The sequence below is a fragment of the Microbacterium sp. C-MGS6 genome (assembly GCF_058140415.1).
Genome location: NZ_CM176934.1, coordinates 3,346,884 through 3,369,781, shown reverse-complemented (window position 1 = coordinate 3,369,781; position 22,898 = coordinate 3,346,884). Strand labels below are relative to the sequence as shown.

24 protein-coding genes are annotated in these 22,898 nt (G+C 70.7%); 19 read left to right on the top strand and 5 right to left on the bottom strand.

Annotation, left to right across the window (positions count from 1 at the left end; genetic code table 11):
* Nucleotides 1–2: 2 nt before the first annotated feature.
* On the bottom strand, nucleotides 3–524 hold the full coding sequence (locus AC3B5L_RS16680; RefSeq protein WP_187662700.1) for a low molecular weight protein-tyrosine-phosphatase: 522 nt from the start codon (nucleotides 522–524) through the stop codon (nucleotides 3–5).
* Between the two features lie 165 nt (nucleotides 525–689).
* On the opposite strand from AC3B5L_RS16680, the gene AC3B5L_RS16675 reads away from it, so the two are divergent.
* Nucleotides 690–944, top strand: coding sequence for a hypothetical protein (locus AC3B5L_RS16675; RefSeq protein ID WP_187662699.1), 255 nt, complete (start codon nucleotides 690–692; stop codon nucleotides 942–944).
* Complete coding sequence (locus AC3B5L_RS16670; protein WP_259952628.1) at nucleotides 941–2,236, top strand: hypothetical protein; 1,296 nt, start codon at nucleotides 941–943, stop codon at nucleotides 2,234–2,236. The genes AC3B5L_RS16675 and AC3B5L_RS16670 overlap by 4 nt, the downstream gene beginning before the upstream one ends.
* 35 nt (nucleotides 2,237–2,271) lie before the next feature.
* Here AC3B5L_RS16670 and AC3B5L_RS16665 read toward each other — a convergent pair whose 3' ends face one another.
* Genes AC3B5L_RS16665 through AC3B5L_RS16655 form a run of 3 tightly spaced genes read right to left on the bottom strand, consistent with a single transcriptional unit; the run spans nucleotide 2,272 to nucleotide 3,294 of the window.
* A complete protein-coding gene (locus AC3B5L_RS16665) occupies nucleotides 2,272–2,676 on the bottom strand; it encodes a phage holin family protein (RefSeq protein WP_187662697.1) in 405 nt (134 codons plus the stop codon).
* 34 nt (nucleotides 2,677–2,710) lie between these two features.
* Entirely contained in the window at nucleotides 2,711–3,091 is a 381-nt protein-coding gene (locus AC3B5L_RS16660; protein WP_187662696.1) for a type II toxin-antitoxin system death-on-curing family toxin, read from the bottom strand.
* The gene (locus AC3B5L_RS16655; protein ID WP_187662695.1) at nucleotides 3,088–3,294 is read right to left on the bottom strand and encodes a ribbon-helix-helix domain-containing protein; all 207 of its coding nucleotides are present in this window, start codon (nucleotides 3,292–3,294) and stop codon (nucleotides 3,088–3,090) included. Before AC3B5L_RS16655 ends, AC3B5L_RS16660 begins: the two co-directional genes overlap by 4 nt.
* Before the next feature lie 67 nt (nucleotides 3,295–3,361).
* On the opposite strand from AC3B5L_RS16655, the gene AC3B5L_RS16650 reads away from it, so the two are divergent.
* The 6 genes from AC3B5L_RS16650 (at nucleotide 3,362) to AC3B5L_RS16625 (ending at nucleotide 9,490) form a co-directional block, all read left to right on the top strand.
* Nucleotides 3,362–4,429, top strand: a complete 1,068-nt coding sequence (locus tag AC3B5L_RS16650) for a histidinol-phosphate transaminase (RefSeq protein ID WP_259952627.1) — start codon at nucleotides 3,362–3,364, stop codon at nucleotides 4,427–4,429.
* 105 nt (nucleotides 4,430–4,534) lie between these two features.
* Nucleotides 4,535–5,662, top strand: coding sequence for a thiamine pyrophosphate-dependent dehydrogenase E1 component subunit alpha (locus AC3B5L_RS16645; protein ID WP_232089125.1), 1,128 nt, complete (start codon nucleotides 4,535–4,537; stop codon nucleotides 5,660–5,662).
* A gap of 11 nt (nucleotides 5,663–5,673) precedes the next feature.
* Nucleotides 5,674–6,639 carry an alpha-ketoacid dehydrogenase subunit beta gene (locus AC3B5L_RS16640; RefSeq protein ID WP_187664256.1) on the top strand — a complete coding sequence of 322 codons (966 nt, stop codon included), beginning with the start codon at nucleotides 5,674–5,676 and terminating at the stop codon, nucleotides 6,637–6,639.
* A gap of 122 nt (nucleotides 6,640–6,761) precedes the next feature.
* A complete protein-coding gene (locus AC3B5L_RS16635; RefSeq protein ID WP_490095988.1) occupies nucleotides 6,762–8,126 on the top strand; it encodes a dihydrolipoamide acetyltransferase family protein in 1,365 nt (454 codons plus the stop codon).
* Nucleotides 8,127–8,177: 51 nt separating this feature from the next.
* Nucleotides 8,178–8,801, top strand: a complete 624-nt coding sequence (locus AC3B5L_RS16630; RefSeq protein WP_259952566.1) for a flavin reductase family protein — start codon at nucleotides 8,178–8,180, stop codon at nucleotides 8,799–8,801.
* 17 nt (nucleotides 8,802–8,818) lie between these two features.
* Entirely contained in the window at nucleotides 8,819–9,490 is a 672-nt protein-coding gene (locus AC3B5L_RS16625; protein WP_259952565.1) for an ArsR/SmtB family transcription factor, read from the top strand.
* A 248-nt stretch (nucleotides 9,491–9,738) separates the two neighbouring features.
* On the opposite strand, the gene AC3B5L_RS16620 is transcribed toward AC3B5L_RS16625, so the two are convergent.
* Nucleotides 9,739–10,953 (bottom strand): ROK family protein, encoded by a 1,215-nt coding sequence (locus tag AC3B5L_RS16620; protein WP_259952564.1) that lies wholly within the window; start codon nucleotides 10,951–10,953, stop codon nucleotides 9,739–9,741.
* Nucleotides 10,954–11,049: 96 nt separating this feature from the next.
* Here AC3B5L_RS16620 and AC3B5L_RS16615 point away from each other — a divergent pair, with 96 nt between their 5' ends.
* The 11 genes from AC3B5L_RS16615 to AC3B5L_RS16565 all read left to right on the top strand — a co-directional run bounded on the left by AC3B5L_RS16615 (nucleotide 11,050) and on the right by AC3B5L_RS16565 (nucleotide 22,898).
* Nucleotides 11,050–12,375, top strand: coding sequence for an ABC transporter substrate-binding protein (locus AC3B5L_RS16615; protein ID WP_259952563.1), 1,326 nt, complete (start codon nucleotides 11,050–11,052; stop codon nucleotides 12,373–12,375).
* Entirely contained in the window at nucleotides 12,372–13,286 is a 915-nt protein-coding gene (locus AC3B5L_RS16610; protein WP_101848001.1) for a carbohydrate ABC transporter permease, read from the top strand. Before AC3B5L_RS16615 ends, AC3B5L_RS16610 begins: the two co-directional genes overlap by 4 nt.
* The gene (locus tag AC3B5L_RS16605; RefSeq protein WP_085605188.1) at nucleotides 13,286–14,164 is read left to right on the top strand and encodes a carbohydrate ABC transporter permease; all 879 of its coding nucleotides are present in this window, start codon (nucleotides 13,286–13,288) and stop codon (nucleotides 14,162–14,164) included. The genes AC3B5L_RS16610 and AC3B5L_RS16605 overlap by 1 nt, the downstream gene beginning before the upstream one ends.
* Nucleotides 14,165–14,201: 37 nt before the next feature.
* Nucleotides 14,202–15,893, top strand: a complete 1,692-nt coding sequence (locus tag AC3B5L_RS16600) for a glycoside hydrolase family 13 protein (RefSeq protein WP_259952556.1) — start codon at nucleotides 14,202–14,204, stop codon at nucleotides 15,891–15,893.
* A gap of 64 nt (nucleotides 15,894–15,957) precedes the next feature.
* Nucleotides 15,958–16,965, top strand: coding sequence for a metal ABC transporter substrate-binding protein (locus tag AC3B5L_RS16595; RefSeq protein WP_259952555.1), 1,008 nt, complete (start codon nucleotides 15,958–15,960; stop codon nucleotides 16,963–16,965).
* Complete coding sequence (locus AC3B5L_RS16590; protein WP_085605185.1) at nucleotides 16,962–17,813, top strand: metal ABC transporter ATP-binding protein; 852 nt, start codon at nucleotides 16,962–16,964, stop codon at nucleotides 17,811–17,813. Before AC3B5L_RS16595 ends, AC3B5L_RS16590 begins: the two co-directional genes overlap by 4 nt.
* The gene (locus AC3B5L_RS16585; RefSeq protein ID WP_370428264.1) at nucleotides 17,810–18,682 is read left to right on the top strand and encodes a metal ABC transporter permease; all 873 of its coding nucleotides are present in this window, start codon (nucleotides 17,810–17,812) and stop codon (nucleotides 18,680–18,682) included. The genes AC3B5L_RS16590 and AC3B5L_RS16585 overlap by 4 nt, the downstream gene beginning before the upstream one ends.
* Before the next feature lie 120 nt (nucleotides 18,683–18,802).
* Nucleotides 18,803–19,219 (top strand): Fur family transcriptional regulator, encoded by a 417-nt coding sequence (locus tag AC3B5L_RS16580; RefSeq protein WP_187662687.1) that lies wholly within the window; start codon nucleotides 18,803–18,805, stop codon nucleotides 19,217–19,219.
* On the top strand, nucleotides 19,216–20,256 hold the full coding sequence (locus AC3B5L_RS16575) for a permease (protein ID WP_187662686.1): 1,041 nt from the start codon (nucleotides 19,216–19,218) through the stop codon (nucleotides 20,254–20,256). The genes AC3B5L_RS16580 and AC3B5L_RS16575 overlap by 4 nt, the downstream gene beginning before the upstream one ends.
* On the top strand, nucleotides 20,249–21,061 hold the full coding sequence (locus tag AC3B5L_RS16570; protein WP_187662685.1) for a TIGR03943 family putative permease subunit: 813 nt from the start codon (nucleotides 20,249–20,251) through the stop codon (nucleotides 21,059–21,061). The genes AC3B5L_RS16575 and AC3B5L_RS16570 overlap by 8 nt, the downstream gene beginning before the upstream one ends.
* Nucleotides 21,051–22,898 carry an Ig-like domain-containing domain gene (locus tag AC3B5L_RS16565; RefSeq protein ID WP_259962644.1) on the top strand — a complete coding sequence of 616 codons (1,848 nt, stop codon included), beginning with the start codon at nucleotides 21,051–21,053 and terminating at the stop codon, nucleotides 22,896–22,898. The genes AC3B5L_RS16570 and AC3B5L_RS16565 overlap by 11 nt, the downstream gene beginning before the upstream one ends.

The following is a 22,898-nucleotide window of genomic DNA, read 5'->3' as shown; positions in this document are numbered from 1 at the left end:
GATCAGGCCCCGAAGGTTCGGGGCGTGCGGGGCAGGCGCAGGGCGGGTTCGAGCTGGCGGAACAAGCCGCGAGTCGCCGTCTCGATCATACCGAGCACCGAATCGAACATCTCCGGGCCCGCGTAGTAGGGGTCGGGGACATCGTGGGTCGAGGCGTCGGGATCGAAGGCGAGGAGGAGGGTCACCTTGCCGTCCTCGTCCTCGTCTCTGGCCCATTCGCGGAGGATGCGCTCGTGCGTGCGGTCCAGGGCCACCACGAGGTCGTTCTCGGCGAAGGACGCGGCGGTGAACTGGCGGGCGCGGTGCAGCGAGCCGTCGTAGCCGCGACGGGCGAGCGCATCGATGGTGCGGTGATCGGCGCGCTCCCCGAGATGCCAGTCCCCGGTGCCCGCGCTGCGGGAGACGATCCGGGAACCGAGACCCTGCCGTTCCGCGAGGTCCCGGAACACGGCCTCCGCCATGGGGGAGCGGCAGATGTTGCCGGTGCAGACGAAGATCACGCGGAAGGGATCTCGGGCTGTCACGGATCCATTCTGCCGGTCGATGCGGTTCCTGCACAGCGCCGCCCGGATCGCGACCCGCCTTCGACTCTCCTGCACCGTGGTGTGTGGGCGACGACTGTCCACGGTCCGTGCCCGTGTGAGGCGCATCCGGAGCCGGGGAACGAAGGGCGGGGAAAGGGTGGATCCATGTCGTCCTTCCCTCTCACCGCCCTCTCTCCCGGTGTCGACCCCGCGCTGCGCGCCGCAGTGCTGTCCGAGCTGGATGCGGCCGGGGAGCGACTCGACGAGGCGGCGTCCGTGCTGACGGCCCTGCGTGATGCGTGCTCCTGGGAATCCGAGGGGGTCGAGGCGCTGCGGATGGCGCTCTGGCGGCTGTCCGAGGACGCGGCGCCGGTGCGCGCCATGATGCAGCAGTGCCGCAGGGAGGCGGAAGCGGCATGAGCGGGCTCAGCATCGACCACGGCGGCGCGATCGCCGTGGACACCGCGCAGCTTCGCGACCTCGCGGTACGGGTGCGGGGCGTCATCCCGGTGTTGGCGGAGGTGGCCGATGCCGTGGCGCGCGCCGAGGCGCTGCTCGCCACGGCGGCGTGGACGGAGCTGGCCCCCGCGGCCTGGTCGCTGCGGTCCGTGGCGACGTCGCTGGACGGGCTGACGGCCCGCGTCGAGAAGACGGCCGCCGACCTCGTCCTGATGGCGGAGGCGTACGAGGTCGTCGAGCTGCGCGCGCGGGCGGAGGCGCTGGCGCACACCGACGCGGCCACCGCCGCCGCGGTGGAGGCGCGCCTGGCGCGGCTCCTCGCCTCGGACGGGAGTGTGGGAACGCTCGCGGACACTCTGGAGCGGACCGCGGATGCCCGGCGGTTCCGCGGCCTCGACGACCAGTACGACGCCGCCGGTCTGCTCCCACCGGTCTTCCTGGGCGGTGCGTTCGTAGGCGTGACGTCGGGACTCGGGCGCGTCCGACCGGGAATGGCACTCGGCGCGACGGCCGATCCGGTACGCGTCTCCGTGGCCTCCCGCTCGCGGCCGACCGGCGCGCCGACCGGACTGGCGAGTGCGCTCCGCCGCCTGCCCTCCGCCTCCGGGGCGCAGGTGGCGATCGAGAAGTACACGATGCCCGGTGAGGCGCCGCGATACGTCGCCTACCTCGCCGGTAGCCGCTCGATGTCGCTCCGCACGGCCGGCGGGACGGAACCGTGGGACATGAAGTCGAACATCGAGCTCTACACCGGGGGCCGGTCCGCGTCGTATCAGGCGACCCTCGACGCCCTGGCCGCGGCCGGTGCGAGACCCGGGGATCGGGTGGATGTGGTCGCGCACTCGCAGGGTGGGATGATCGCGGCGCACCTGGCGATGGAGAGCCCGTTCGCGGTCACGACTCAGATCACCGCCGGAAGCCCCGTGGAGCCGACGCTCTCCGCCGATCACACCCTGGTGCAGCTTCGGCACACCGACGACGTGGTGTCCGCGCTCGCCGCGGGAGGGGCGAGGGAGGGCACAGGCTCGGCCGACAGCTTCACCGCGAGTCGGGTGGGCGACCCCGACGCCGGTCGCCAGGACCTCGCGCTCGAGACTCATGCGCTGGAGAACTACATCGAGACGGCGGCGATGGTGGATGCCTCCGCCGACCCGCGGGCGGAGGCTCTCGACGCCTACTGGGCGGACCTGGACCGCGCCGTCACCGTCGACCGCACCGAGTACCGCGCGGAGCGTGTGCTCCCCGATCCGTGAGCCGCACGCGGCGTCGGCAGACGTCGGTGGACGGGTCAGTCGCGGCGGGAGCGCTTGTTCTGCGGGCGCAGGATGAAGCCGAAGATGCCGTTGATGATCGAGATGATCAGGGCGGCGAGAACACCCCACCAGAACGACTCGACCGTCAGGCCCCATCCGAAGCTGCTGGTGATCCAGGCGGTCAGCCAGAGCAGGAAGCCGTTGATGAGGAAGCCGATGAGGCCGAACGTGATGATGTACAGCGGGAAGGCGACGATCTTCACGACCGTGCCGATGATGGTGTTCACCAGCGCGAAAAGGGCTCCCACCGCGAGGAGCGTCAGGACGAGCTGCAGCGTCTCGCCCGGCGGGAAGGCGCGCACCGTGACCTGGAGCACGGGGATGAGCGTGACGACCCAGATGGCGAACGCGTTGACGACGACCCGGATGATGAAGCGCATGATGTGTTCAGTCTCCCACGCGGGGCTCGCGGTGTCAGCCGCGGTCGTCCACCGGGATCCGGTTCTCGCGGATGCGCCGCTCCGACTCGTCGAGGTCGATGCTGCCTGATGCGACGCCGATGACCAGATCGAAGGCATCGTCCGTCGTGAAGCGGTGCTTCCATCCGTTGATCCAGAGGAACGCCACGAAACTCGTCCACGCCGTGCGCTTGTTTCCGTCGAACAGGGGATGGTTGCGGGCCAGAGACTCGAGGAGGGCGGCCGCCTTCCGGTCCAGCGTGCCGTAGGCGTCCTCCCCGAACAGCGACGCGGCAGGGCGCGCGAGAGCCGACGCCAGGAGACCGGCGTCCCGGACGTGGAACCCCAGGCGGCCGACGATGCGGAGGCCGTCCTCCAGAGTCAGATACTCGGTCACGCGTCTTCGAGTCGCTCGAGGAGGACCTTGTCGTTGTCGAACACGAAGTCGACGGCGGCGTCGACGAGGGCCGACCGATGGCTGTCCGCGACGAAGCGATCGGCCGCCTCGATGAGCAGCGCATGCTTGGACGTGTGTCGCTGGGCGGCGACCTCGCCCAGCCGGGCATCGAGTTCCGCAGGGAGTCGCACCGTCATAGCCATACCAGAATGGTATCACCGCACCCTCCGCCTCGAAAGGGTGGCGGGACACACGTCCTAGACTCGACGCGTGACCGAGCCGACCCTGCCCCGCATCCGTCCCGCCATCGCCTCCCTCGCACCGTACCGCCAGGGCAAGCAGGCCGGTCCCGAGGCCTTCAAGCTCTCCAGCAACGAGAATCCGTTCGATCCGCTGCCCTCGGTCGTCGAGGCGCTGCAGCACACGACGCCGATCAACCGCTATCCCGATGCCACGGCCGGCCGCCTGCGTGCGCGGCTCGGAGCCCGCTACGGGGTCGAGCCCGAGCAGGTCCACGTCGCCTCCGGCAGCGTCGCGATCCTGCACCAGCTCGTGCTCGCCACGGCCTCCGTCGGCGACGAGGTCGTCTACGCCTGGCGGTCGTTCGAGGCATACCCGAGCCTGCCGCTCGTCGCCGGGGCGACCGGGGTGCAGGTGCCCCTGACCGCCGACTCCCGCCACGACCTCGACGCGATGGCCGACGCCGTGACCGACCGCACGCGTGCGATCATCGTCTGCACGCCGAACAACCCGACCGGCCCGATCGTCACCTCCGCCGAGTTCGCGGCCTTTGTGGACCGCGTGCCCTCTGACGTGCTCATCATCCTCGACGAGGCCTACGCGGAGTTCGTCACCGCCCCCGACGCCGTCGACGGCCTGGCCGAGCGCGTCTTCGAGGCGCACCCGAACGTGGTCGTCCTCCGCACGTTCTCCAAGGCCTACGGTCTGGCCGGGCTCCGGGTCGGCTATGCGATCGGCCACGAGAAGGTGCTCGACGCGGCGCGCACGACCGGCATCCCGCTGTCGGTGACATCCGCGGCCGAGAACGCCGCCATCGCGAGCCTCGACGCCGAAGCCGAGCTCCTCGAGCGCGTCGCCGTGATCGTCGAACGCCGCGCCCGTCTCGTCGAGGGGCTCCGCGCGCAGGGCTGGGAGGTGCCGGACGCCCAGGGCAACTTCGTCTGGCTGCCGACCGGCGCGCGTACGGACGAGGTCGCGGCGGCGTTCGTCGACGCCGACCTGATCGTGCGCCCTTTCTCCGGCGACGGCATCCGGATCTCCGTCGGCGAGGAGGCGGCCGTCACCCGTGTGCTGGAGGTCGCCGCAACCCTCCGCTGAGCGCGACGCCGCCCGGCGAACCGCGGAATCTCGGGGTTCCGGGGAGATACGAGGGCGTCCTAGGTATGCGTGACCCGGCATGCCGACGCGGGTAGCGTGGGGGCCGTGAGCACCTCTGAGACCCCCCTCGTGCGCGTCCTGGACGAGACCGGAAAGGTCGCCCCGACGCCGGCCGCGGAGCAGTACCTGCCGCTCATCGAGGCCATCCCCGACGACGAGCTCGCGCAGTTCTACCGCGACATGGTGGGCATCCGCGCGATCGACACCCAGGCCACCAACCTGCAGCGCCAGGGCCAGCTCGCCCTGTGGCCGCCGAGCCGCGGACAGGAGGCGGCGCAGGTCGGCTCCGGTCGGGCCGCCCGCGCGCAGGACACGATCTTCCCCTCGTACCGCGAGCACGCCGTCACCCGGATCCGCGGCGTGGACCCGGTCGACATCATCAAGCTCATGCGCGGCGTCTCCCACGGTGGCTGGGACCCGACCGATCCGAAGAACGGCAACACCCGCCTCTACACGCTCGTGCTCGGCTCCCAGGTGCTGCACGCCGCCGGCTATGCCATGGGTCTCACGTTCGACGGGCGCACCGGCACCGGCGACCCCGAGCGCGACGAGGCGGTCGTCGTGTACTACGGCGACGGGGCCTCCAGTCAGGGCGACGTGCACGAGGCGATGGTGTTCGCGGCCAGCTACCAGGCCCCGACGCTGTTCTTCCTGCAGAACAACCACTGGGCCATCTCGGTCCCCGTCACCACGCAGTCCCGGGTGCCGCTCGTGCAGCGCAGCGCCGGGTACGGCATCCCCAGCGTCCGCGTGGACGGCAACGACGTCCTCGCCAGCTACGCGGTGTCCCGCGTGGCCCTCGACGAGGCGCGCGGCGGCGGCGGCCCTCGCGCCATCGAGGCCGTGACCTACCGGCTCGGCGCGCACACGACCAGCGACGACCCCACGAAGTACCGCGGCGACGACGAGGAGCTCGCGTGGGCCGGGCGCGACCCGATCGTCCGGATGCGCGCGTTCCTGGAGAACCGCGGCGCCGAGGAGGGCTTCTTCGCCGAGGTCGACGCCGAGGCCGCCGACGCCGCGGAAGACCTCCGCGCCCGCACCGTGCAGCTCGGCCCGCCCCGCGCCGACCTCATGTTCGACCACGTGTACAGCGAGCCGCATCCGCTGATCGAGGAGCAGAAAGCCTGGCGCGCCCGCTACGAGGCGTCGTTCGAAGGAGAGGGCCAGTGACCCGGGAGACCATGCCGCTCGGCAAGGCGCTGAACGCCGGTATGCGCAAGGCGATGGAGGACGACCCGAAAGTCCTCCTCATGGGCGAGGACATCGGCAAGCTCGGCGGCGTGTTCCGCATCACCGAGCACCTGCAGCGCGACTTCGGGGAGCAGCGCGTGCTGGACACCCCGCTCGCGGAGTCGGCCCTGGTCGGCACCGCGATCGGCCTCGCGATGGCCGGGTTCCGTCCCGTCGTCGAGATCCAGTTCGACGGCTTCGTCTTCCCCGCGTTCGACCAGATCACCACCCAGCTCGCCAAGCTCACCAACCGGCACGAGGGGTCGCTGCGGCTGCCCGTCGTGATCCGCATCCCGTACGGCGGGCACATCGGCGCGGTCGAGCACCACCAGGAGAGCCCGGAGGCGTACTTCACGCACACCCCCGGTCTGCGCGTGGTGTCGCCGTCCACCGCGAACGACGCCTACTGGATGATCCAGGAGGCCATCGCCTCGGACGACCCGGTGATCTTCCTGGAGCCGAAGAGCCGGTACTGGCCGAAGGGCGAGGTCGAGCTCGACGCTCCCGCCGTCCCGCTGCACTCCTCGCGGGTGGTGCGGACCGGGACGGACGTGACCCTCGTCGGACACGGCGCCATGGTGACGACGCTGCTCCAGGCCGCCGCCCTCGCCGAGTCCGAGGGCACGAGCTGCGAGGTCGTCGACGTGCGCTCGCTGTCGCCGGTGGACTACGAGCCGATCCTCGGGTCGGTACGCAAGACGGGCCGCATGGTCTACGCGCAGGAGGCCCCGGGATTCACGAGCCTCGGCAGCGAGATCGCCGCGACCGTCATGGAGCGCGCGTTCTACGCCCTCGAGGCTCCGGTGCTGCGCGTCTCCGGCTACGACACCCCGTTCCCGCCCGCGAAGCTCGAGGGCGCGTACCTGCCGGACGCCGATCGCATCCTCGAAGCCGTCGACCGCTCCCTGGCCTACTGATACCGACGTTCCATGTTCACAACTCAGGACAACCGCCCCCTTTACCCGTCCAGCGCGGGCGCAGGGGCGCGCCCCGGATCGAGTCTCCTGAGTTACGAACGCGGCCCACGAAAGGACTCCGCATGAGCACGCAGAACTTCCCCCTTCCGGACGTCGGCGAAGGGCTGACCGAGGCCGAGATCGTCGCGTGGAAGGTGGCGCCGGGTGACCGGGTCGCCATCAACGACGTCATCTGCGAAATCGAGACCGCGAAGTCCCTGGTCGAGCTGCCCTCCCCGCACGCGGGCGTGGTCGGCGAGCTGCTCGTCGACGAGGGGGCGACGGTCGAGGTCGGCACCCCGATCATCACCTTCGTGACCGACCCTGCGGCGGGCTCGGGGAACGGTTCGGTGGCGCCCGGCACCGTCGCGACGGCGGAGGCGCCCGCGCCCGAGGAGGGCGGCGGGTCGGTGCTCGTCGGCTACGGCTCCGGAAGCGGCGCGACCTCGCGGCGCAAGCGCCCGGCCGAGCGCCCCGTGCGGTCGTCGGTCGGCGTGATCGCGAAGCCCCCGATCCGCAAGCTCGCCCGCGACCTCGGCGTCGACCTCACGAGCGTGACGCCCACGGGTGCCGACGGCGAGGTCACCCGCGACGACGTCATGAAGCACGCCTCGCAGGCCAGCGTCTTCCGCAACATCGAGACCCCGGAGTGGGGGAGCGTGCGCGAGGAGACCGTCCCGGCCCCGCAGGCCCCGTCCGGCCTGGCGCGCGGCCTCGCGCCCGTGCGCCCGTCGGCGGCCGGCGACGACCGCACCGAGTCCATCCCCGTGAAGGGCGTGCGCAAGGCGACGTCGTCGGCGATGGTGCAGAGCGCGTACTCCGCCCCGCACGTCACGGTGTGGAAGGAGATCGACGCCACCCGCACGATGGAACTCGTCAAGCGCCTCAAGGCCTCGCCGGACTACGCCGACATCAAGGTCTCGCCGCTGCTCATCATGGCTCGCGCGGTGATCTGGGCGGTGCGCCGGACGCCGATGGTCAACGCGGCCTGGATCGACACCGAGGCCGGTGCCGAGATCGCCGTGCGCCACTACGTGAACCTCGGCATCGCCGCCGCCACGCCCCGGGGTCTGCTCGTGCCGAACATCAAGGACGCCCAGGACCTCAGCATGAAGGATCTCGCCCGCGCCCTGAACCGGCTCACGCTCACAGCACGCGAGGGCAAGACCCCGCCGGCCAACCAGCAGAACGGCACGATCACCATCACGAACATCGGCGTGTTCGGGATGGACGCGGGCACTCCGATCATCAACCCGGGCGAGGCCGGCATCGTCGCCATGGGCACGATCAGCCAGAAGCCCTGGGTCGTCGACGGCGAGGTGCGCCCGCGCTGGGTGACCACGGTCGCCGGCTCGTTCGACCACCGCGTGATCGACGGCGATGGCATGAGCCGCTTCATCGCCGACGTCGCCTCCATCCTCGAAGAGCCCGCGCTCCTGGTGGACTGAGCAGGCCACGGTTCGGCGCAGCCCGAACGATCGGGTGGCGAGAATGGACGGATGAGAACCACGCGGAGCGTCGACCTGCCGGTGTTGTACTTCGGGACTCCCGTCGCGCTGATCACCACCGTCAACCCCGACGGGTCGTCGAACATCAGCCCGATCTCGTCCGCATGGGCGCTGGGGACGCGGTACATGCTCGGGCTCGGTGCCGAAGGGCAGGCGGCCGCGAACATCGGCCGGGTCAGGGACCTCGTCATCAACCTCCCCTCCGCCGACCTCGTGCACGCCGTGGAGGCGATCGCGCCGACCACCGGTCGCTCGCCGGTTCCCGCCGAGAAGGTTCCCGCGTACCGGCATGAGCCGGACAAATGGAGTCTCGGGGGCTTCACCCCTGTGCCGTCGGAGGCGGTGATCCCGTTCCGGATCGCGGAATGCCCGGTGCAGATCGAAGCGCGCGTGGCCCAGATCATCCCGATCGACGGCGGCGACGCGCTGGCGGTCGAAGCCGAGGTCCTGCAGGTCCACGTGCACGAGGACATCTTGAAGGCGTACGGACCCGACCGCATCGACACGGACAAGTGGGACCCTCTGTCCTACGCCTTCCGCCATTACTTCGCCCAGGGGCCTCGGGTCGGCTCCAACTTCCGCGCGCCGCTCCTCGACGACCCCGTCGTGGCGTGATCGTCGATCCCTCGTCCGTGTCCCAGCTGGGACACGCGCTCAGCAGCCCGACCCGGGTGCAGATGTGTCTGGCGCTCCTCGACGGCCGGGCATGGACGGCCGGCGAGCTCGCGCGTGCCGCTGGGGTGTCGAGGTCGACGGCGTCGGAGCATCTGACGACGCTCCTCGACGTCCGGCTCGTCGCGCTCCGCCGACAGGGGCGGCACTCCTACGTCACGCTCGCGTCCCCCGATGCCGCGCACATCATCGAGGCCGCGACGGCGTACGCCGGGAAGGCGGCCCCGGTCTCGAGCCTCCGTTCGGCGACGGCGCGAGACGGCATGGCCCTGGCCCGCACCTGCTACGACCACCTCGCCGGTCGCCTGGGGGTCGCCCTCTTCGACGCCCTCGTCGATCGGGGGCACCTCACGCCGGACCTGACGGTGACCGCGACGGGGCGCGACCTGTTCGAGAGCATCGCGGGGCCGGACGCGTTGGTGCCGTCGTCTCGTCGTCCTCTTGTGCGGAGCTGCCTCGACTGGACGGAACGGCGCTCGCATCTCTCGGGTCACCTCGGCGCCGTCCTCCTCCGCACCGCGCGCGACCGAGGCTGGATCCACCCTCAGCAGACCTCGCGTGCTGTGATGGTCTCTCCCGCCGGCACGGCCGCCTTCCACACTCTCTTCGGTATTCCGCCGACACTGTCCTGACCGCGATCGGCATCCGCGTCCCACGACACAGGCGTTCGCGCGGGAACAGGCTCTGGAGTGGGGGAGAGCCTGAACTCCCGCGTTCGCCTGAGTTCGCGCGGGGGCCTGTTCTCGCGACAGGCTGGCGGGACAGGCGTTCGCGCGGGAACAGGCTGCCAGGGGCGGGAGAGCCTGAACTCGCGCGCTTACCTGTTCTCGCGAGGGAGGGCGGCTCGCGAGGGGAGGGGGCGGCTGACGCAAGAGGGGGGTCAGGCGGTGAGACGCTGTTCCGCGAGGCGGGGGACGGCACGCTCCCTGGCAGCCCTCCGGGCGGTCGCGATCGCGCCGGCCGACACGACCTCCGCGCCGAGTGTGGAGGCGAGGATCTCGGGTGCGGGCAGGTGCAGCTCGTCCGGGAGGATCCGGCGGGCGGCGGCCAGCACAGGCTCGATGCTCTCCGCCACGGCCCCGCAGATGATCACGCGGGCCGGGTCGTACATGCTGCCGAGCACCCCGACGACACGGGCGAGGGTGGCCCCCACGCGCTCGGCGACGCGCAGGGCGTCGGCGTCTCCGGAGGCGGCGAGGGTCAGCACCAGCCGCGGATCGACCGGCCCGTCCGCCACGAGCCGTCCGAGGATTCCGTCTGCGGCAGCGCCCCCGTCCTCGACGGCGCTCCGAGCCTGCTCCTCCACGGCGTGCCGGAGGCCCACCGCCGAGCCGACACCGATGATGTGATCGAACACCACGCCCTCGCCGACGCCGCCGTGCGCGCCATGCAGCACGTGCCCGTCGACGACGACGCCGCCGCCGAAGCGCTCACTCGCGAGCAGGGCCACGTAGTCGCGGCAGTCGACGGCCACCCCGAGCGTCCCCTCGGCGATCGCGGCGAGCTGGGCGTCGTTCTTCACCTCGACCACCGGGGCCCAGTCGCGCAGGGCCTCCGCGAGCCCGGGGTTCGTGCGCTCCCAGAAGCCATCGGGGTGCGGGGGCGAGATGCCGTCGCGGTTGACGGGGGCGGCGACGCCGGCGCACACCGCGAGCACGCGCTCCGCGGGCACCCCGGCCTCGTCGCGCGCGGCGGTGAGGTGCCGCAGGATCGTCGCCCGGCGGTCCTCGACGCTCTGCGCGGGGTCGACCTCCACGCGATGATGGACGAGCGTGCGATCGAGCAGATCCGCGACGGTGACGGCGAGATGGGTGTCGCCGGCGTCGATGCCCATCACCACGCCGAGGTCTGCCGCGAGGGCGAAGCGGCGCGCGGGGCGCCCGGAGCGGTAATCGCCGATGGCGCGGGCGTTGGGCAGCTCGCGCAGCACCTCCGCGGTGACGAGGGTGTCGATCGCGTCGATGGTGGTCGAGCGCGTGAGCGAGGTGCCGGCCATGGCCTCGGTGGCGGTGAACTCGCCGGCCGTCCAGGCGAAGTCGAGCACCGCGCTCACGCTCGCGCGGCCGGTGCCGAGTCCCGTCGAGACCTCTGTCACTCCCCTTGACCTTCCTGTCGCCCAGATGAGACAGTACCTCTAGACGGACTAAATTCGCTCACTAGATTTATTCCGCGGATCTACGAAAGGACGACGGTGTCTGCCACACGATCACGGGCGGTGCGCTGGACCGCCGGAGCGCTCGGCCTCGTGCTGACCGGCGCGGCGCTCACGAGCTGTGCCGCCGGCGGGGGAGCGGAGACGATCCGCTTCACGTTCAGCAAGCGCGAGGCCATCCCGTTCATGACGGAGCTCGTCGCGGAGTACAACGCGTCGCAGGACGACGTCCGGGTGGAGATCGACACGTCCGGCGTCGACGTCGTCTCGGCGAGCTTCGTCCGCGGGAACCCGCCCGACATCATGCTCGCCAACTACAACTACGAGGTCGCCCGGTTCGTGCAGCGGTGCGCGCTCACCGACCTCTCCGACACGGAGGCCGCCGCCGGCATCCGTGAGGATCTGCAGCCGTTGATGGACCAGTACGGCTCCTGCGAGGGGCGCACCAGCGCCCTGCCGTACTCGGTCATGGCCGCCTCGGTCATCTACAACACGCAGATCTTCGCGGAGCAGGGCCTCGAGGTGCCGCAGACCTGGGACGAGCTCCTCGCCGTCAGCGACAGCCTCCGCGAGGCCGGGATCGACCCGTTCTACGCCACGTTCAAGGACGACTGGACCGTCGCGCAGGGCTGGTACGACTACGCGGCCGGTGGCTCGCTGGACGTGCTGGCTTTCTTCGACGCGCTCGCCGCCGAGGGCACAGAGGTGGGCCCGGACTCGGAGGTCTCCTTCGAGAAGGACTTCGCGGAACCGATGGACCGGATGATGGTGCTCGCGAACGAGTACACGAACGAGGATGCGGCGAGCCGGGCGTACGGAGACGGCAACCTCGCCTTCGCGAAGGGGGAGGCCGCGATGTACCTCCAGGGGCCGTGGGCGTTCAGCGAGATCGCCAAGACCGACCCCGACCTCGACCTCGGCACCTTCCCGCTGCCCATGACCGACGATCCGGGCGACCTCGCCGTCCGGGTGAACATGGACCTCGCGGTCATGATCCCCGAGGAGTCGCAGCACCAGGAGGCCGCGCGCGACTTCCTGGAGTACCTCTACCTCCCGGAGAACATCGAGGAGTACAACGCCTCGCAGCTCGGGTTCACCCCGACGACGGACGCGGCACCGCCGGACGACCCGCGTATCGAGGGCATGATCGAGTACTACGACGAGGGGCGGATCTACCAGGGCCCCTCGGTCCTCGTCCCGAAGACCCTGCCGATGAACAACTACGCGCAGGCCATGGTGCTCGGCGCCGACCCGTCCTCCATCCTCCGCACCATGGACGCGGACTGGGCCCGCATCGCCTTCCGCGCCCCGATCCCGAGTTCCGAGGATTCCGCATCGGGCGAGACAGAGGAGTCCGCGCCATGAGCACCAGCACGACCGCCATCGTCACCGGCGAGCAGCGGAAGATCCGCCGCCACACGCGCCGCGTCGAGCCGATCTACTACCTGTTCCTGCTGCCGACCCTGGTGATCTTCACGCTCGCGATCACGGTCCCCGGCGTCATCGGCATCTTCTTCAGCTTCACCGACTCGATCGGCATCGGCGAATGGAGCTTCAACGGGCTGACGAACTACATCGCGCTGTTCAGCGACCCGGCGATCCTGCAGAGCTATCTCTTCACCTTCGGGTTCTCGATCGCGACAGTGATCGTCGTCAACGTCATCGCGTTCCTGCTGGCGGTCGGCCTCACCTCCCGCATCCGGTTCAAGACGGGGCTGCGGACGATCTTCGTGATCCCGATGGTGATCTCGGGCATCATCATCGCCTACGTCTTCAACTTCCTGTTCTCGAACTCGATCCCCGCGGCGGGCGCGGCCACCGGCATCCCGTGGCTGGAGACGAGCCTGCTCGCCAACCCCGACCTCGCCTGGGTCGCGATCGTGATCGTCACCGCCTGGCAGGCGGTCCCCGGCACGCTCCTCATCTACATCGCCGGACTCCTGTCGGTGCCGGGCGAGGTGTACGAGGCGGCGAGCATCGACGGCGCCAGCCGCACGCAGCAGCTGACCCGCATCACGATCCCCCTCGTCGCCGGATACGTCGTCATCAACGTGATCCTCGGCTTCAAGGGCTTCCTCAACGCCTACGACATCATCGTCGGCCTCACCAACGGCGGTCCCGGCACCGCCACCCGCAGCGTCGCGATGACGATCATCGCGGGCTTCAACGGCGGCGACTACGCCTACCAGATGGCCAACGCCACGATCTTCTTCATCGTGGCCGTGCTCATCTCCGTCCTCCAGCTCTCGCTGACCCGCGGAAGGAACACGTTCTGATGTCGACGGAGACCCTCACCACCATCCCCGCGGACGGACGCCGGAAGCGGCAGAAGATGGAGCGCGTCAACTGGTCGGGCACCATCATCCTGATCCTGTGCACGGCGACGATCCTCATCCCGCTGTACGTGACGATCTCGATGGCGTTCAAGACCACCGGGCAGGCGGTCGACGGCAACGCGTTCTCGCTGCCGGCGCCGTTCAGCATCGACGGCTTCGTGCAAGCGTGGACGCTGACGAAGTTCCCGGTCGGCGCCGCGATCTCGCTGCTCGTCACGGCAGGGACGGTCATCGCGACGATCGTCCTCGCGGCCTTCGCGTCGTACGCGATCGTGCGCAACTGGGACCGCCGGCTGTTCCGGTACTCCTTCTTCTACCTGCTGGCGGCGATGTTCATCCCGTTCCCCGTCGTGGCACTTCCGCAGATCCAGCTCACCGGACGCGTCGGCCTCGACAACCCGTTCGGCGTGATCATCCTCGCCACGATGTTCCAGCTCAGCTTCAGCGTGCTGCTGTTCACGGCCTTCCTGCGCTCGATCCCGATCGAGCTGGAGGAGAGCGCGCGGATCGACGGCGCCACGACCTGGCAGACGTTCTGGCGGCTCATCTTCCCGCTGCTCGCGCCGATGAGCGCCACGGTCGGCATCTTCGCCTTCCTCTACGCCTGGAACGACTTCATGATGCCGTCGCTGATCATCTCCGACCCGGCGCTGCAGACGCTCCCGGTGCGGCAGAACCTCTTCCAGAACCAGTTCAGCAACAACTACAACGTCGCCTTCGCCTCGTACCTGATGGCCATGGCGCCCGCGATCGTCGCCTATCTCTTCACTCAGCGCTGGGTGATGGAGGGTGTCACGCAGGGTGCCGTCAAGGGCTGACCCGACCCCCGCAAGAAACAAGGAGAGCCTCTTCCTCATGACCGATTCGCTGCTCACCGCGACCCGCGAAGACGACAAGACCGCGACCTGGTGGCGTCAGGCCGCCGTGTACCAGATCTATCCGCGGAGCTTCGCGGACGCCGACGGCGACGGCCTCGGCGACATCCCCGGCATCGTGTCGCGCGCCGACTACCTCGCCGAGCTCGGCATCGACGCGGTGTGGCTGAGCCCGTTCTACCCGTCGGAGCTCGCCGACGGCGGGTACGACGTGGCGGACTACCGGGACGTCGACCCCCGCCTCGGCGCCCTCGACGACTTCGACGCCATGGTCGAGGCGCTGCACGCGCGGGGCATCCGCGTCGTCGTCGACATCGTCCCCAACCACACCTCCGACCAGCACGCCTGGTTCCAGGAGGCGCTGGCTGCCGGCCGCGGCTCGGCCGCCCGGGAGCGCTACATCTTCCGCGAGGGCACCGGTCCCGACGGCGCGGAGCCGCCCACCGACTGGGTCTCGGTCTTCGGCGGCAGCGCCTGGGAGCGCGTCGCGGACGGCCAGTGGTACCTGCACAACTTCGCCGTCGAGCAGCCCGACCTCAACTGGGACCACCCCGAGGTGCGCGAGGACTTCCTCACAACGCTCCGCTTCTGGTCGGACCGCGGCGTGGACGGGTTCCGCATCGATGTGGCCCACATGCTGACGAAGGACCTCACCGAGCCGCTGCCGTCGCGTGCCGAGCTCGACGCGATGGACCGCACCTCCGGCACGCACCCGATGATCGACCGCGACGACGTGCACGAGATCTACGCCCAGTGGCGCGCGGTCTTCAACGAGTACGACCCGCCGCGCACCGCGGTCGCGGAGGCGTGGGTGGAGACCCCGGAGCGCCGCGCGAAGTACGCCTCCGCAGAGGGGCTCGGACAGGCGTTCAACTTCGACCTGCTCGTCGCCGACTTCGACGCGGCGGACTTCCAGCGCATCATCGCCGACAACCTCGCCCAGGCGCAGGCCGCCGGATCCTCGACGACCTGGGTGCTCTCGAACCACGACGTGACCCGGCACGCCACCCGCTACGGCCTGCCGCCGCTGCGCGGACGCGCGGTCAAGCAGGGAACCGAGTGGGTGCGCGCGGGCGGCCCGGAGGAGGGACTCGATCGGGAAGGCGGTCTGCGTCGGGCGCACGCCGCGACGCTGCTGCTGCTCGGCCTGCCCGGCAGCGCCTACCTCTATCAGGGCGAGGAGCTCGGCCTGCACGAGGTCGCGGACATCACCCCCGACCAGCGCCAGGACCCCGGGTTCTTCCGCGGCGCGGACTTCGACGGCCTCGGGCGCGACGGCTGCCGCGTGCCGCTGCCGTGGACGGCGTCCGGTAGCTCATACGGCTTCGGCGCGGCTGGCTCGCACCTGCCGCAGCCTGCCTGGTTCGCGGAGTACGCGGTCGAGGTGGAGGACGCCGATCCCGGCTCGACCCTCAACCTGTACCGCGAGGCGCTGCGTCTCCGGCGACTGCTGCAGACCGGGGAGACGCTCGAGTGGGTCGACACGGGTCGGGAGGACGTGCTGCGGTTCCGCCGCCCGAACGGGTGGGAGGTCGTGACGAACTTCGGCACCGCTCCGTTCGATCTGGGCGCCGCGGCCGACGATGCCGTGCTGTCGACCGTGCCCCTCGACGGCTCCGTGCTGCCGGGCGAGGCCACGGCGTGGATCGCCTCGGGGGCGCTCGCGGACTGACTGCAGAGTCGGGGCGAGGGCACCGGTTTGATAATGGTTCTCATTAGCGTTTAGAGTGGGAATCATGAAGAAGCCCGTCCTCGCCCTCACACTCGCCTCCGTCGCCGCCCTCACGCTGGCCGGATGCTCGACCACCCCGGGCGCGGCAGAGGACGACGGCGCGGTGACGGTCGTCGCGAGCACCAACGTCTACGGCGACATCGCCGCGCAGATCGGCGGGGACCGCGTCGACGTCACCGCGATCATCGACTCGGTCACCCAGGACCCGCACTCCTACGAGGCGAGTGCCCGCGACCGTCTCACGCTGCAGAAGGCCGATCTCGTGGTGGAGAACGGCGGCGGCTACGACGCGTTCATCGACAGCCTCCTGCAGGATGCGCAGGACCCGCACGTCGTCACCGCGGTGGAGTTCTCGCACGACTACCCGGGCAACGAGGGTCACGACGAGGGCGAGGACCACGATCACGACGAGGCGGCGACGGACGAGCCGCACGATCACGAGCACGCCGAGGGCGAGGACGAGCACGCCGGCCACGACCACATCGAGGGCTTCAACGAGCACGTCTGGTTCGACCCGCACACGATGATCCACGTCGTCGAGGCGATCGCCGACGAGCTCACCGAGATCGACCCCGACGGCGCCGACACGTTCCGCACGAACGCGGACGAGCTCGTCGCGGAGCTGGAGGGCTTCGAGGGCGACCTCGAGGCGATCAAGGCGGACGCCGCCGGTGCGACGGTGTTCATGACCGAGCCGTTGCCCGGATACCTGGCCACGGCCGCCGGGCTCACCGACGTCACCCCCGAGGGCTTCGCGGAGTCGGTGGAGGAGGGCAGTGATGTCGCGCCCGCCGTGCTGCTCGAGGCGCTGCAGGTCGTCGGGTCCGGCGATGTGACCGCCGTGCTCACCAACGCCCAGACCGGCGGCGCGGAGACGGAGCGCGTGGAGAAGGCCGCGGAGGACGCCGGGGTGCCCGTGGTCGCGTTCACGGAGCTGCTCGAGGACGGATCGTCGTACTCTGAGTGGATGAGTGACGCGATCCAGAGCCTCGCCGCCGCCGTCCAGTCGTGAGCGGAGCCCGTTCACAGGCGCAGCGACCCGCGAGGGAGACCGGTCCGGTCCTCGAGATCGCCGACGGCGCCCTGCAGCGGGGCGACCGCGAGCTCTGGTCGGGACTCGACCTCACGGTGCAGCCCGGGGAGTTCATCGCCGTGCTCGGCCCATCGGGATCCGGGAAGACGACGCTCCTCCGCAGCATCCTGGGACTCCAGCCCCTCTCGCGCGGCAGCATCCGCGTGGCCGGCGAGCCCGTGCACCGCGGGAACGCCCGCATCGGGTACATCCCTCAGCAGCGCTCGCTCGCTCCCGACACGAGCATGCGCGCCCGTGATCTCGTCGCCCTCGGCGTGCAGGGCAGCCGCTTCGGCTTCCCGGTCCCGCACCGTGGCGACCGGGCGAAGGTCGACGCCCTGCTGGCCGCTGTCGGGGCGACCTCGTACGCGGACCGCCGGGTGGGCCTCCTCTCCGGCGGAGAGCAGCAGCGCCTCCGCGTCGGGCAGGCGCTGGCCGACGAACCCGCGCTGCTCCTCTGCGACGAGCCGCTGTCGAACCTCGACCTCGCCAACCAGGTCGCCGTCACCGACATCATCGATCGGCAGCGTCGGGAGCGCGGAGCCGCCGTGCTCTTCGTCACGCACGACGTCAACCCGATCCTGAACCGCGTCGACCGCATCCTCTACATCGCCGGCGGCCGGTTCCTCCTCGGGACCCCGGAGGAGGTGCTGCAGACCCGGGTGCTGACGGATCTCTACGGCACCCCGGTGTTCGTGCTCCGCGCCGGTGACCGGCTCGTCGTGGTCGGCGTCCCCGATGCGGAGCCGCACCACGACCATGACCACGAGCACGGGGGCGCCGCATGACCGTCGCGTCCGCTCTCGTCCCCATGGTCGGCTGGGACGACATCTTCTCCTTCCAGGACTATGGCGAGCTCGTCGCCCTGCTCGCGAACTCGATCATCGCGGGCGCCGTGCTCGGGCTCGTCGGCGGTCTCATCGGGGTGTTCGTCATGCAGCGCGATCTCGCGTTCGCGGTGCACGGGGTGAGCGAGCTCTCCTTCGCGGGAGCGGCGGCGGCGCTGCTGTTCGGCGGCAGCGTCGTGCTCGGCTCACTCGGCGGAGCCCTCGTGGCGGCGATCCTCATCGGGGTCCTCGGCGCCAAGGCCAGGGACCGCAACTCGATCGTCGGCGTGCTCATGCCGTTCGGCCTCGGTCTCGGCATCCTGTTCCTGTCGCTGTACGACGGCCGCAGCGCCAACCGGTTCAGCCTCCTCACGGGGCAGATCGTGTCGGTCTCGAGTCCCGACCTCGGCTGGCTCGTCGGCATCAGCCTCGTGGTGCTGCTCGGCCTGCTCGTGATGTGGAATCCGCTGCGCTTCGACTCACTCGATCCGGAGTCGGCGGCAGCCCGCGGGGTGCCCACCCGCACCGTGAGCCTGCTGTTCATGGTGCTTCTGGGGCTCATCGTCGCGGTGAGCGTGCACATCATCGGCGCGCTGCTGGTGATGGCGCTCCTGGTGACGCCCGCTGCCGCAGCCATGCGGATCACGGCGGGCCCGGTCGCGGTGCCGGTGCTGGCGGCGCTGTTCGGGTTCGTCTCGGCCGTCGGCGGCATCCTCCTCGCGCTCGCCGGCACCCTGCCCGTCAGCCCCTACATCACGACCCTGTCCTTCACGATCTACGTCGTGTGCTGGATCGTGCAGCGCGTCCGTTCCCGGGTCACCCGCGTCTGACCCCCTTCGAGTCGCGCACTTCGCTCCATTTCGGTCGCAGATGCCGCCAATCGGGCGACTCGAATCCGCGGTGGGGGCGCTCCCAGCCCTCGCCGATCCCGGCGGCCTAGAATCGATGGCATGGCTCAGCGGAACACCTGGCAGCGCGAACGCGTGCGCGAAGCGCTCGCCGACGCGCGCGGTTTCGTGAGCGCACAGAGCCTGCACGCGACGCTCCGCGACGACAACACGGGGATCGGCCTGGCCACTGTATACCGCGCCCTCGCCGGACTCGCGGCGGCCGGAGATGCCGACTCGCTGCAGAGCCCCGAGGGGGAGGCGCTCTACCGGGCGTGCACCACCCAGGGCCACCACCACCACCTCATCTGCCGGTCCTGCGGCCTCACGGTCGAGATCGAGGCGAAGGACGTGGAGCAGTGGGCGCACCGCACGGCCGCCCTGCACGGCTTCACCGAGGCCGCGCACGTGGTCGACATCTTCGGACTGTGCACCCCCTGCGCGAACAAGCGCGACGCCGAGAGGACTGCGACAGCGTGACCGCCCCGGCACGAACGGCCACCCGTCCGGGCCACACGCACCGTCGAGCGCCCTCGCCGCGCTCGACGTGGATCGCCGTCGGCATCGGCGTCGTGATCGTCGCGGCGCTGTTCCTCATCGACGCCTTCCTCCCCACCCTCTTCCCCGCCTCGCTGCCCACCCGCGCGCAGGACGGTCTGACACTCGCTCTCAGCGTGCTGATCGAGGCGCTGCCGTTCGTGGTGCTCGGCGTGCTGCTGTCGATCGTGGTGCAGGTCTGGCTCCCGGCGGACGTCATCCACCGCTGGCTCCCGCGCCGCGCCTGGGCCCGCCGCGCCGTGCTCTCCCTGCTCGGCATGCTCATCCCGGTCTGCGAGTGCGGGAACGTCCCGTTCGCCCGCGGACTCATGATGCGCGGACTCGCCCCCGCGGAAGCGCTGACCTTCCTCATCGCGGCGCCGATCGTGAACCCGATCGTGATCCTCACGACGCACGCCGCGTTCGGATGGGACGGCGGCATCCTCGTCGCCCGCCTCGTCGGTGGCTACCTCATCGCGAACCTCATCGGCTGGATCTACAGCCGCCACCCCTCGCCGGAGTCGCTGCTCACCCAGCGCTTCGTCGACACGTGCGAGCGCGTGACCCACGAGCCGGGAACTCCCGTGCGCCGCAGCCTCACGCAGTTCCTCGTCGAGCTGCGGGCCGTGATGCCGGCGCTCGTGATCGGCTCCGCGCTGGCGGGGGCCGTGCAGGTCCTCATCCCGCGCGACGTCCTGCTCACGATCGGCGCCAACCCCGTGCTGTCCATCGTCGCGATGATGCTGCTCGCGATCGTCGTGGCGATCTGCTCCAATGTCGACGCCTTCTTCGCGCTGTCGTTCGCGTCGACCTTCTCCTCGGGGGCCCTCGTGGCGTTCCTCCTGGTCGGGCCGCTCGTCGACATCAAGATGCTGGCGCTGATGCGCACGACCTTCACCACCCGGACGCTCGTCGGGATCACCGCTGTCGTGCTGGCGTCGGCCTTCGCGATCGGGATCGGGGTGAACGTCCTTGCCTGAGCTCTCCGTCCGCACGCGCGCCCTCGCGACCCGGTGGCTGGGGATCGGTCTGGCCTCCGTCGTCGCCGTCGTCACCCTCGGCCTCGCGGTGACCGACCGCCTCAGCCTCTACATCAGCCCGGAGTCGGTGTGGTTCGCATCGGCTGCCGCCGTGGTCACTCTCGCCGGAGCCGTCTGGTCGTGCACGCTGCCCCTGGGCGCGGAGGAGGATCACGGGCACGACCACGGTCCCTCCTCCGCCCGATCTGCGGAGTCGGAGCACTCCTCCGCTGAGGAGAGCGAGCGCCCCTCCGTCCCGTCGCGCCGGACCCTCGCCGGGGTCGGTGCTCTGGCCGGCGGTGTGGTGGCGACGGGGGTCGTCGTCTCCGCACTCGTCCTGCCTCCCGCCTCGCTCTCGGTCGAGCTCGCGATGTCGCGCGCCGGGGAGGAGACCGCACTGTTCGCCGGCGCCGACACGGTCGCCCTCGGGGTCGCGGACACGTCGACGTTCGGCGTGGGCGACTGGGCGAGCGTCTTCGCCGCCGCGACGAACACCACGGCCTACGACGGGGCCGACGTCACGTTGCAGGGCTTCGTCACGCCGGGCGACGGCGACGGCGTCAACCTCACCCGGCTCGTGATCACCCACTGCGTCATCGACGCCCAGACGGCGGCGCTGCCGGTGAGCGTCGACGCGGACGCGTACAAGACCGGACAATGGGTCGAGATCACCGGGACCGTCCGTGCGGATGAGAACGGCTCCCTGCACATCGAGCCGACCGATGTCGTGGCGATCGACGAGCCGAAGGACCCGTATGAGTACTGACGACGAGCGGCCGGAGCCGCCCGCCGTCCCGCGGACCCGCGCCGAGCTGCGCGCTGCCAGGGAAGCGGAGGAGCGCGCCGCCGAGGAGCAGACGGCCGCAGAGCGCGCGGCCACCGAGCAGGCTGAAGCGGAGCAGGTCGCGGCGGAACGTGCGGCCGTGGAGCGGATGGCCGCCGAGGTCGCCGCCGAGCAGGCCGCCGTCGATCGCGAAGCTGCGGCGGAGCGTGAGGCGGCAGAGCGCGAGGCGGCGGAGCGTGAGGCGGCGGAGCGTGAGGCGGCGGAGCGCGCTGCTCCCGATGCGGCCGCCGGCGTCCCCGCGATCCCGCAGGCGCCCGAGCCGGTGTTCACCCCCGCGGGGCCGGCGTCCACCCCCGCGGCGAGCAGCGAACCGGGAGATGCATCGGATCCGGGCTGGACGCCGACCACCGACCTCCCCGCCGACGACGATGCGCCTCCGCCCGCGCCGTGGTCCCGCCGCCGCTTCCTCGTCACGATCGGTGCCGTGGTCGGAGTGCTCGTGCTCGTCGGCACCGGACTCGGAATCGTCAGCCTGCTCCAGGGCCCCCGGGTGACCGATGTGCAGGTCGACGCCGCCCAGGCCATCGAATCCTCAGGGAGCCGCGTCATCCTCACGGCGAATCAGCCGCTCTCCGCCATCGACCCCGAGCAGGTCACGGTCGAGCCGTCCGTGCCGTTCACGGTCGATGCCGCCGGTCGGGGCGTCGGCGTGCGCTTCACGGTGCCCCTCGACGACGACACGACCTACACGGTGACCGTCTCCGACGTGACGGGTGCGGGAGGAGGACCGGCCGCCGATCTGACGACATCCTTCGAGACCCCGGCGTCGTCGATCTTCCTCCTGCGCCGCGACCCCGACGGCGACGACATCATCTTCCGCACCGACCTGAGCGGCGAGAACGCGCAGCCGGTGTTCTCCCACCCGCGGATCGACGACTTCCGGGCCACGTCCACGCAGCTCGTGGCCGCGGTCGAGGATGACGACCAGTCGCGGCTGCTCGTGATGGACAGGGACGGCTCCGACCAGCGCGAGCTCCCCCTCCCCGGAGAAGGCTACGTGGGCGCGATCCAGGTGTCCGAACGGGGCAACCTCGTCGGCTACAGCTACTCCGATCGCGAGCTCAGCGACACCGAGGGGCGCGCGAGCGTGCTCGTCACCCAGTCGCTGAGCGGCGACGACGAGCCCCGCATCACCGAGGTCGGAGACAAGCAGGTGAGCGTCTTCGTGTGGCAGTTCGTGCCGGACAGTGCCGCCGTCCTGTTCATCGACTTCGACGGAGCGCTCTCCCTCGTGGACCAGTCGGCCGACACCGGCGTGCAGTCCCTCGGTCTCGCCACGACGATCCAGGGCATCTCCCGCGGCACCTACACCGCGATCGTCGAGCGACTGGACGGATCGGTGGTGGAGCTCGACCTGGCGGACGGATCGGAGGAGCCGCTCGCCGCGTCGGAGCCGGACTACGGCACCGCGACCTCCATCACGCCGTTCCCCGGCGGAACGCTGCGTCACGTCGTCGCCAGGGACGAGGGCGGCCTCCCGGTGGGACAGGCCGTCATCCGCGTCGACGACTCCGGCGCGGCCACGCCGCTGGTCGAGGTGAGTTCGGCCGACTCGATCCTCCAGGCCTGTGCGTCGCCGAGCGGGCAGTACGCCGCGGTGGTGATCGCGCCGGACATGGCGGACAACGCCTACGACGGGATGCTGCTGCCGCTGCCGGAGAAGCTCGAGACGCACCTCATCGACATGAAGACCGGGGACGAGATCGTCGCACTGACCGGTTTCGACGCGTCCTGGTGCCAGACGGCGCCGCGGTTCTGA

What these genes read in the sequence shown, in the direction of transcription:
- AC3B5L_RS16585 (WP_370428264.1), top strand. Translation starts at nt 17,810, where the DNA reads ATGACCGTCGCGTCCGCTCTCGTCCCCATGGTCGGCTGGGACGACATC.
- AC3B5L_RS16655 (WP_187662695.1), bottom strand. Translation starts at nt 3,294, where the DNA reads ATGGCTATGACGGTGCGACTCCCTGCGGAACTCGATGCCCGGCTGGGC.
- AC3B5L_RS16630 (WP_259952566.1), top strand. Translation starts at nt 8,178, where the DNA reads ATGAGAACCACGCGGAGCGTCGACCTGCCGGTGTTGTACTTCGGGACT.
- AC3B5L_RS16600 (WP_259952556.1), top strand. Translation starts at nt 14,202, where the DNA reads ATGACCGATTCGCTGCTCACCGCGACCCGCGAAGACGACAAGACCGCG.
- AC3B5L_RS16640 (WP_187664256.1), top strand. Translation starts at nt 5,674, where the DNA reads ATGCCGCTCGGCAAGGCGCTGAACGCCGGTATGCGCAAGGCGATGGAG.
- AC3B5L_RS16670 (WP_259952628.1), top strand. Translation starts at nt 941, where the DNA reads ATGAGCGGGCTCAGCATCGACCACGGCGGCGCGATCGCCGTGGACACC.
- AC3B5L_RS16580 (WP_187662687.1), top strand. Translation starts at nt 18,803, where the DNA reads ATGGCTCAGCGGAACACCTGGCAGCGCGAACGCGTGCGCGAAGCGCTC.
- AC3B5L_RS16605 (WP_085605188.1), top strand. Translation starts at nt 13,286, where the DNA reads ATGTCGACGGAGACCCTCACCACCATCCCCGCGGACGGACGCCGGAAG.
- AC3B5L_RS16635 (WP_490095988.1), top strand. Translation starts at nt 6,762, where the DNA reads ATGAGCACGCAGAACTTCCCCCTTCCGGACGTCGGCGAAGGGCTGACC.
- AC3B5L_RS16610 (WP_101848001.1), top strand. Translation starts at nt 12,372, where the DNA reads ATGAGCACCAGCACGACCGCCATCGTCACCGGCGAGCAGCGGAAGATC.
- AC3B5L_RS16675 (WP_187662699.1), top strand. Translation starts at nt 690, where the DNA reads ATGTCGTCCTTCCCTCTCACCGCCCTCTCTCCCGGTGTCGACCCCGCG.
- AC3B5L_RS16565 (WP_259962644.1), top strand. Translation starts at nt 21,051, where the DNA reads ATGAGTACTGACGACGAGCGGCCGGAGCCGCCCGCCGTCCCGCGGACC.
- AC3B5L_RS16665 (WP_187662697.1), bottom strand. Translation starts at nt 2,676, where the DNA reads ATGCGCTTCATCATCCGGGTCGTCGTCAACGCGTTCGCCATCTGGGTC.
- AC3B5L_RS16595 (WP_259952555.1), top strand. Translation starts at nt 15,958, where the DNA reads ATGAAGAAGCCCGTCCTCGCCCTCACACTCGCCTCCGTCGCCGCCCTC.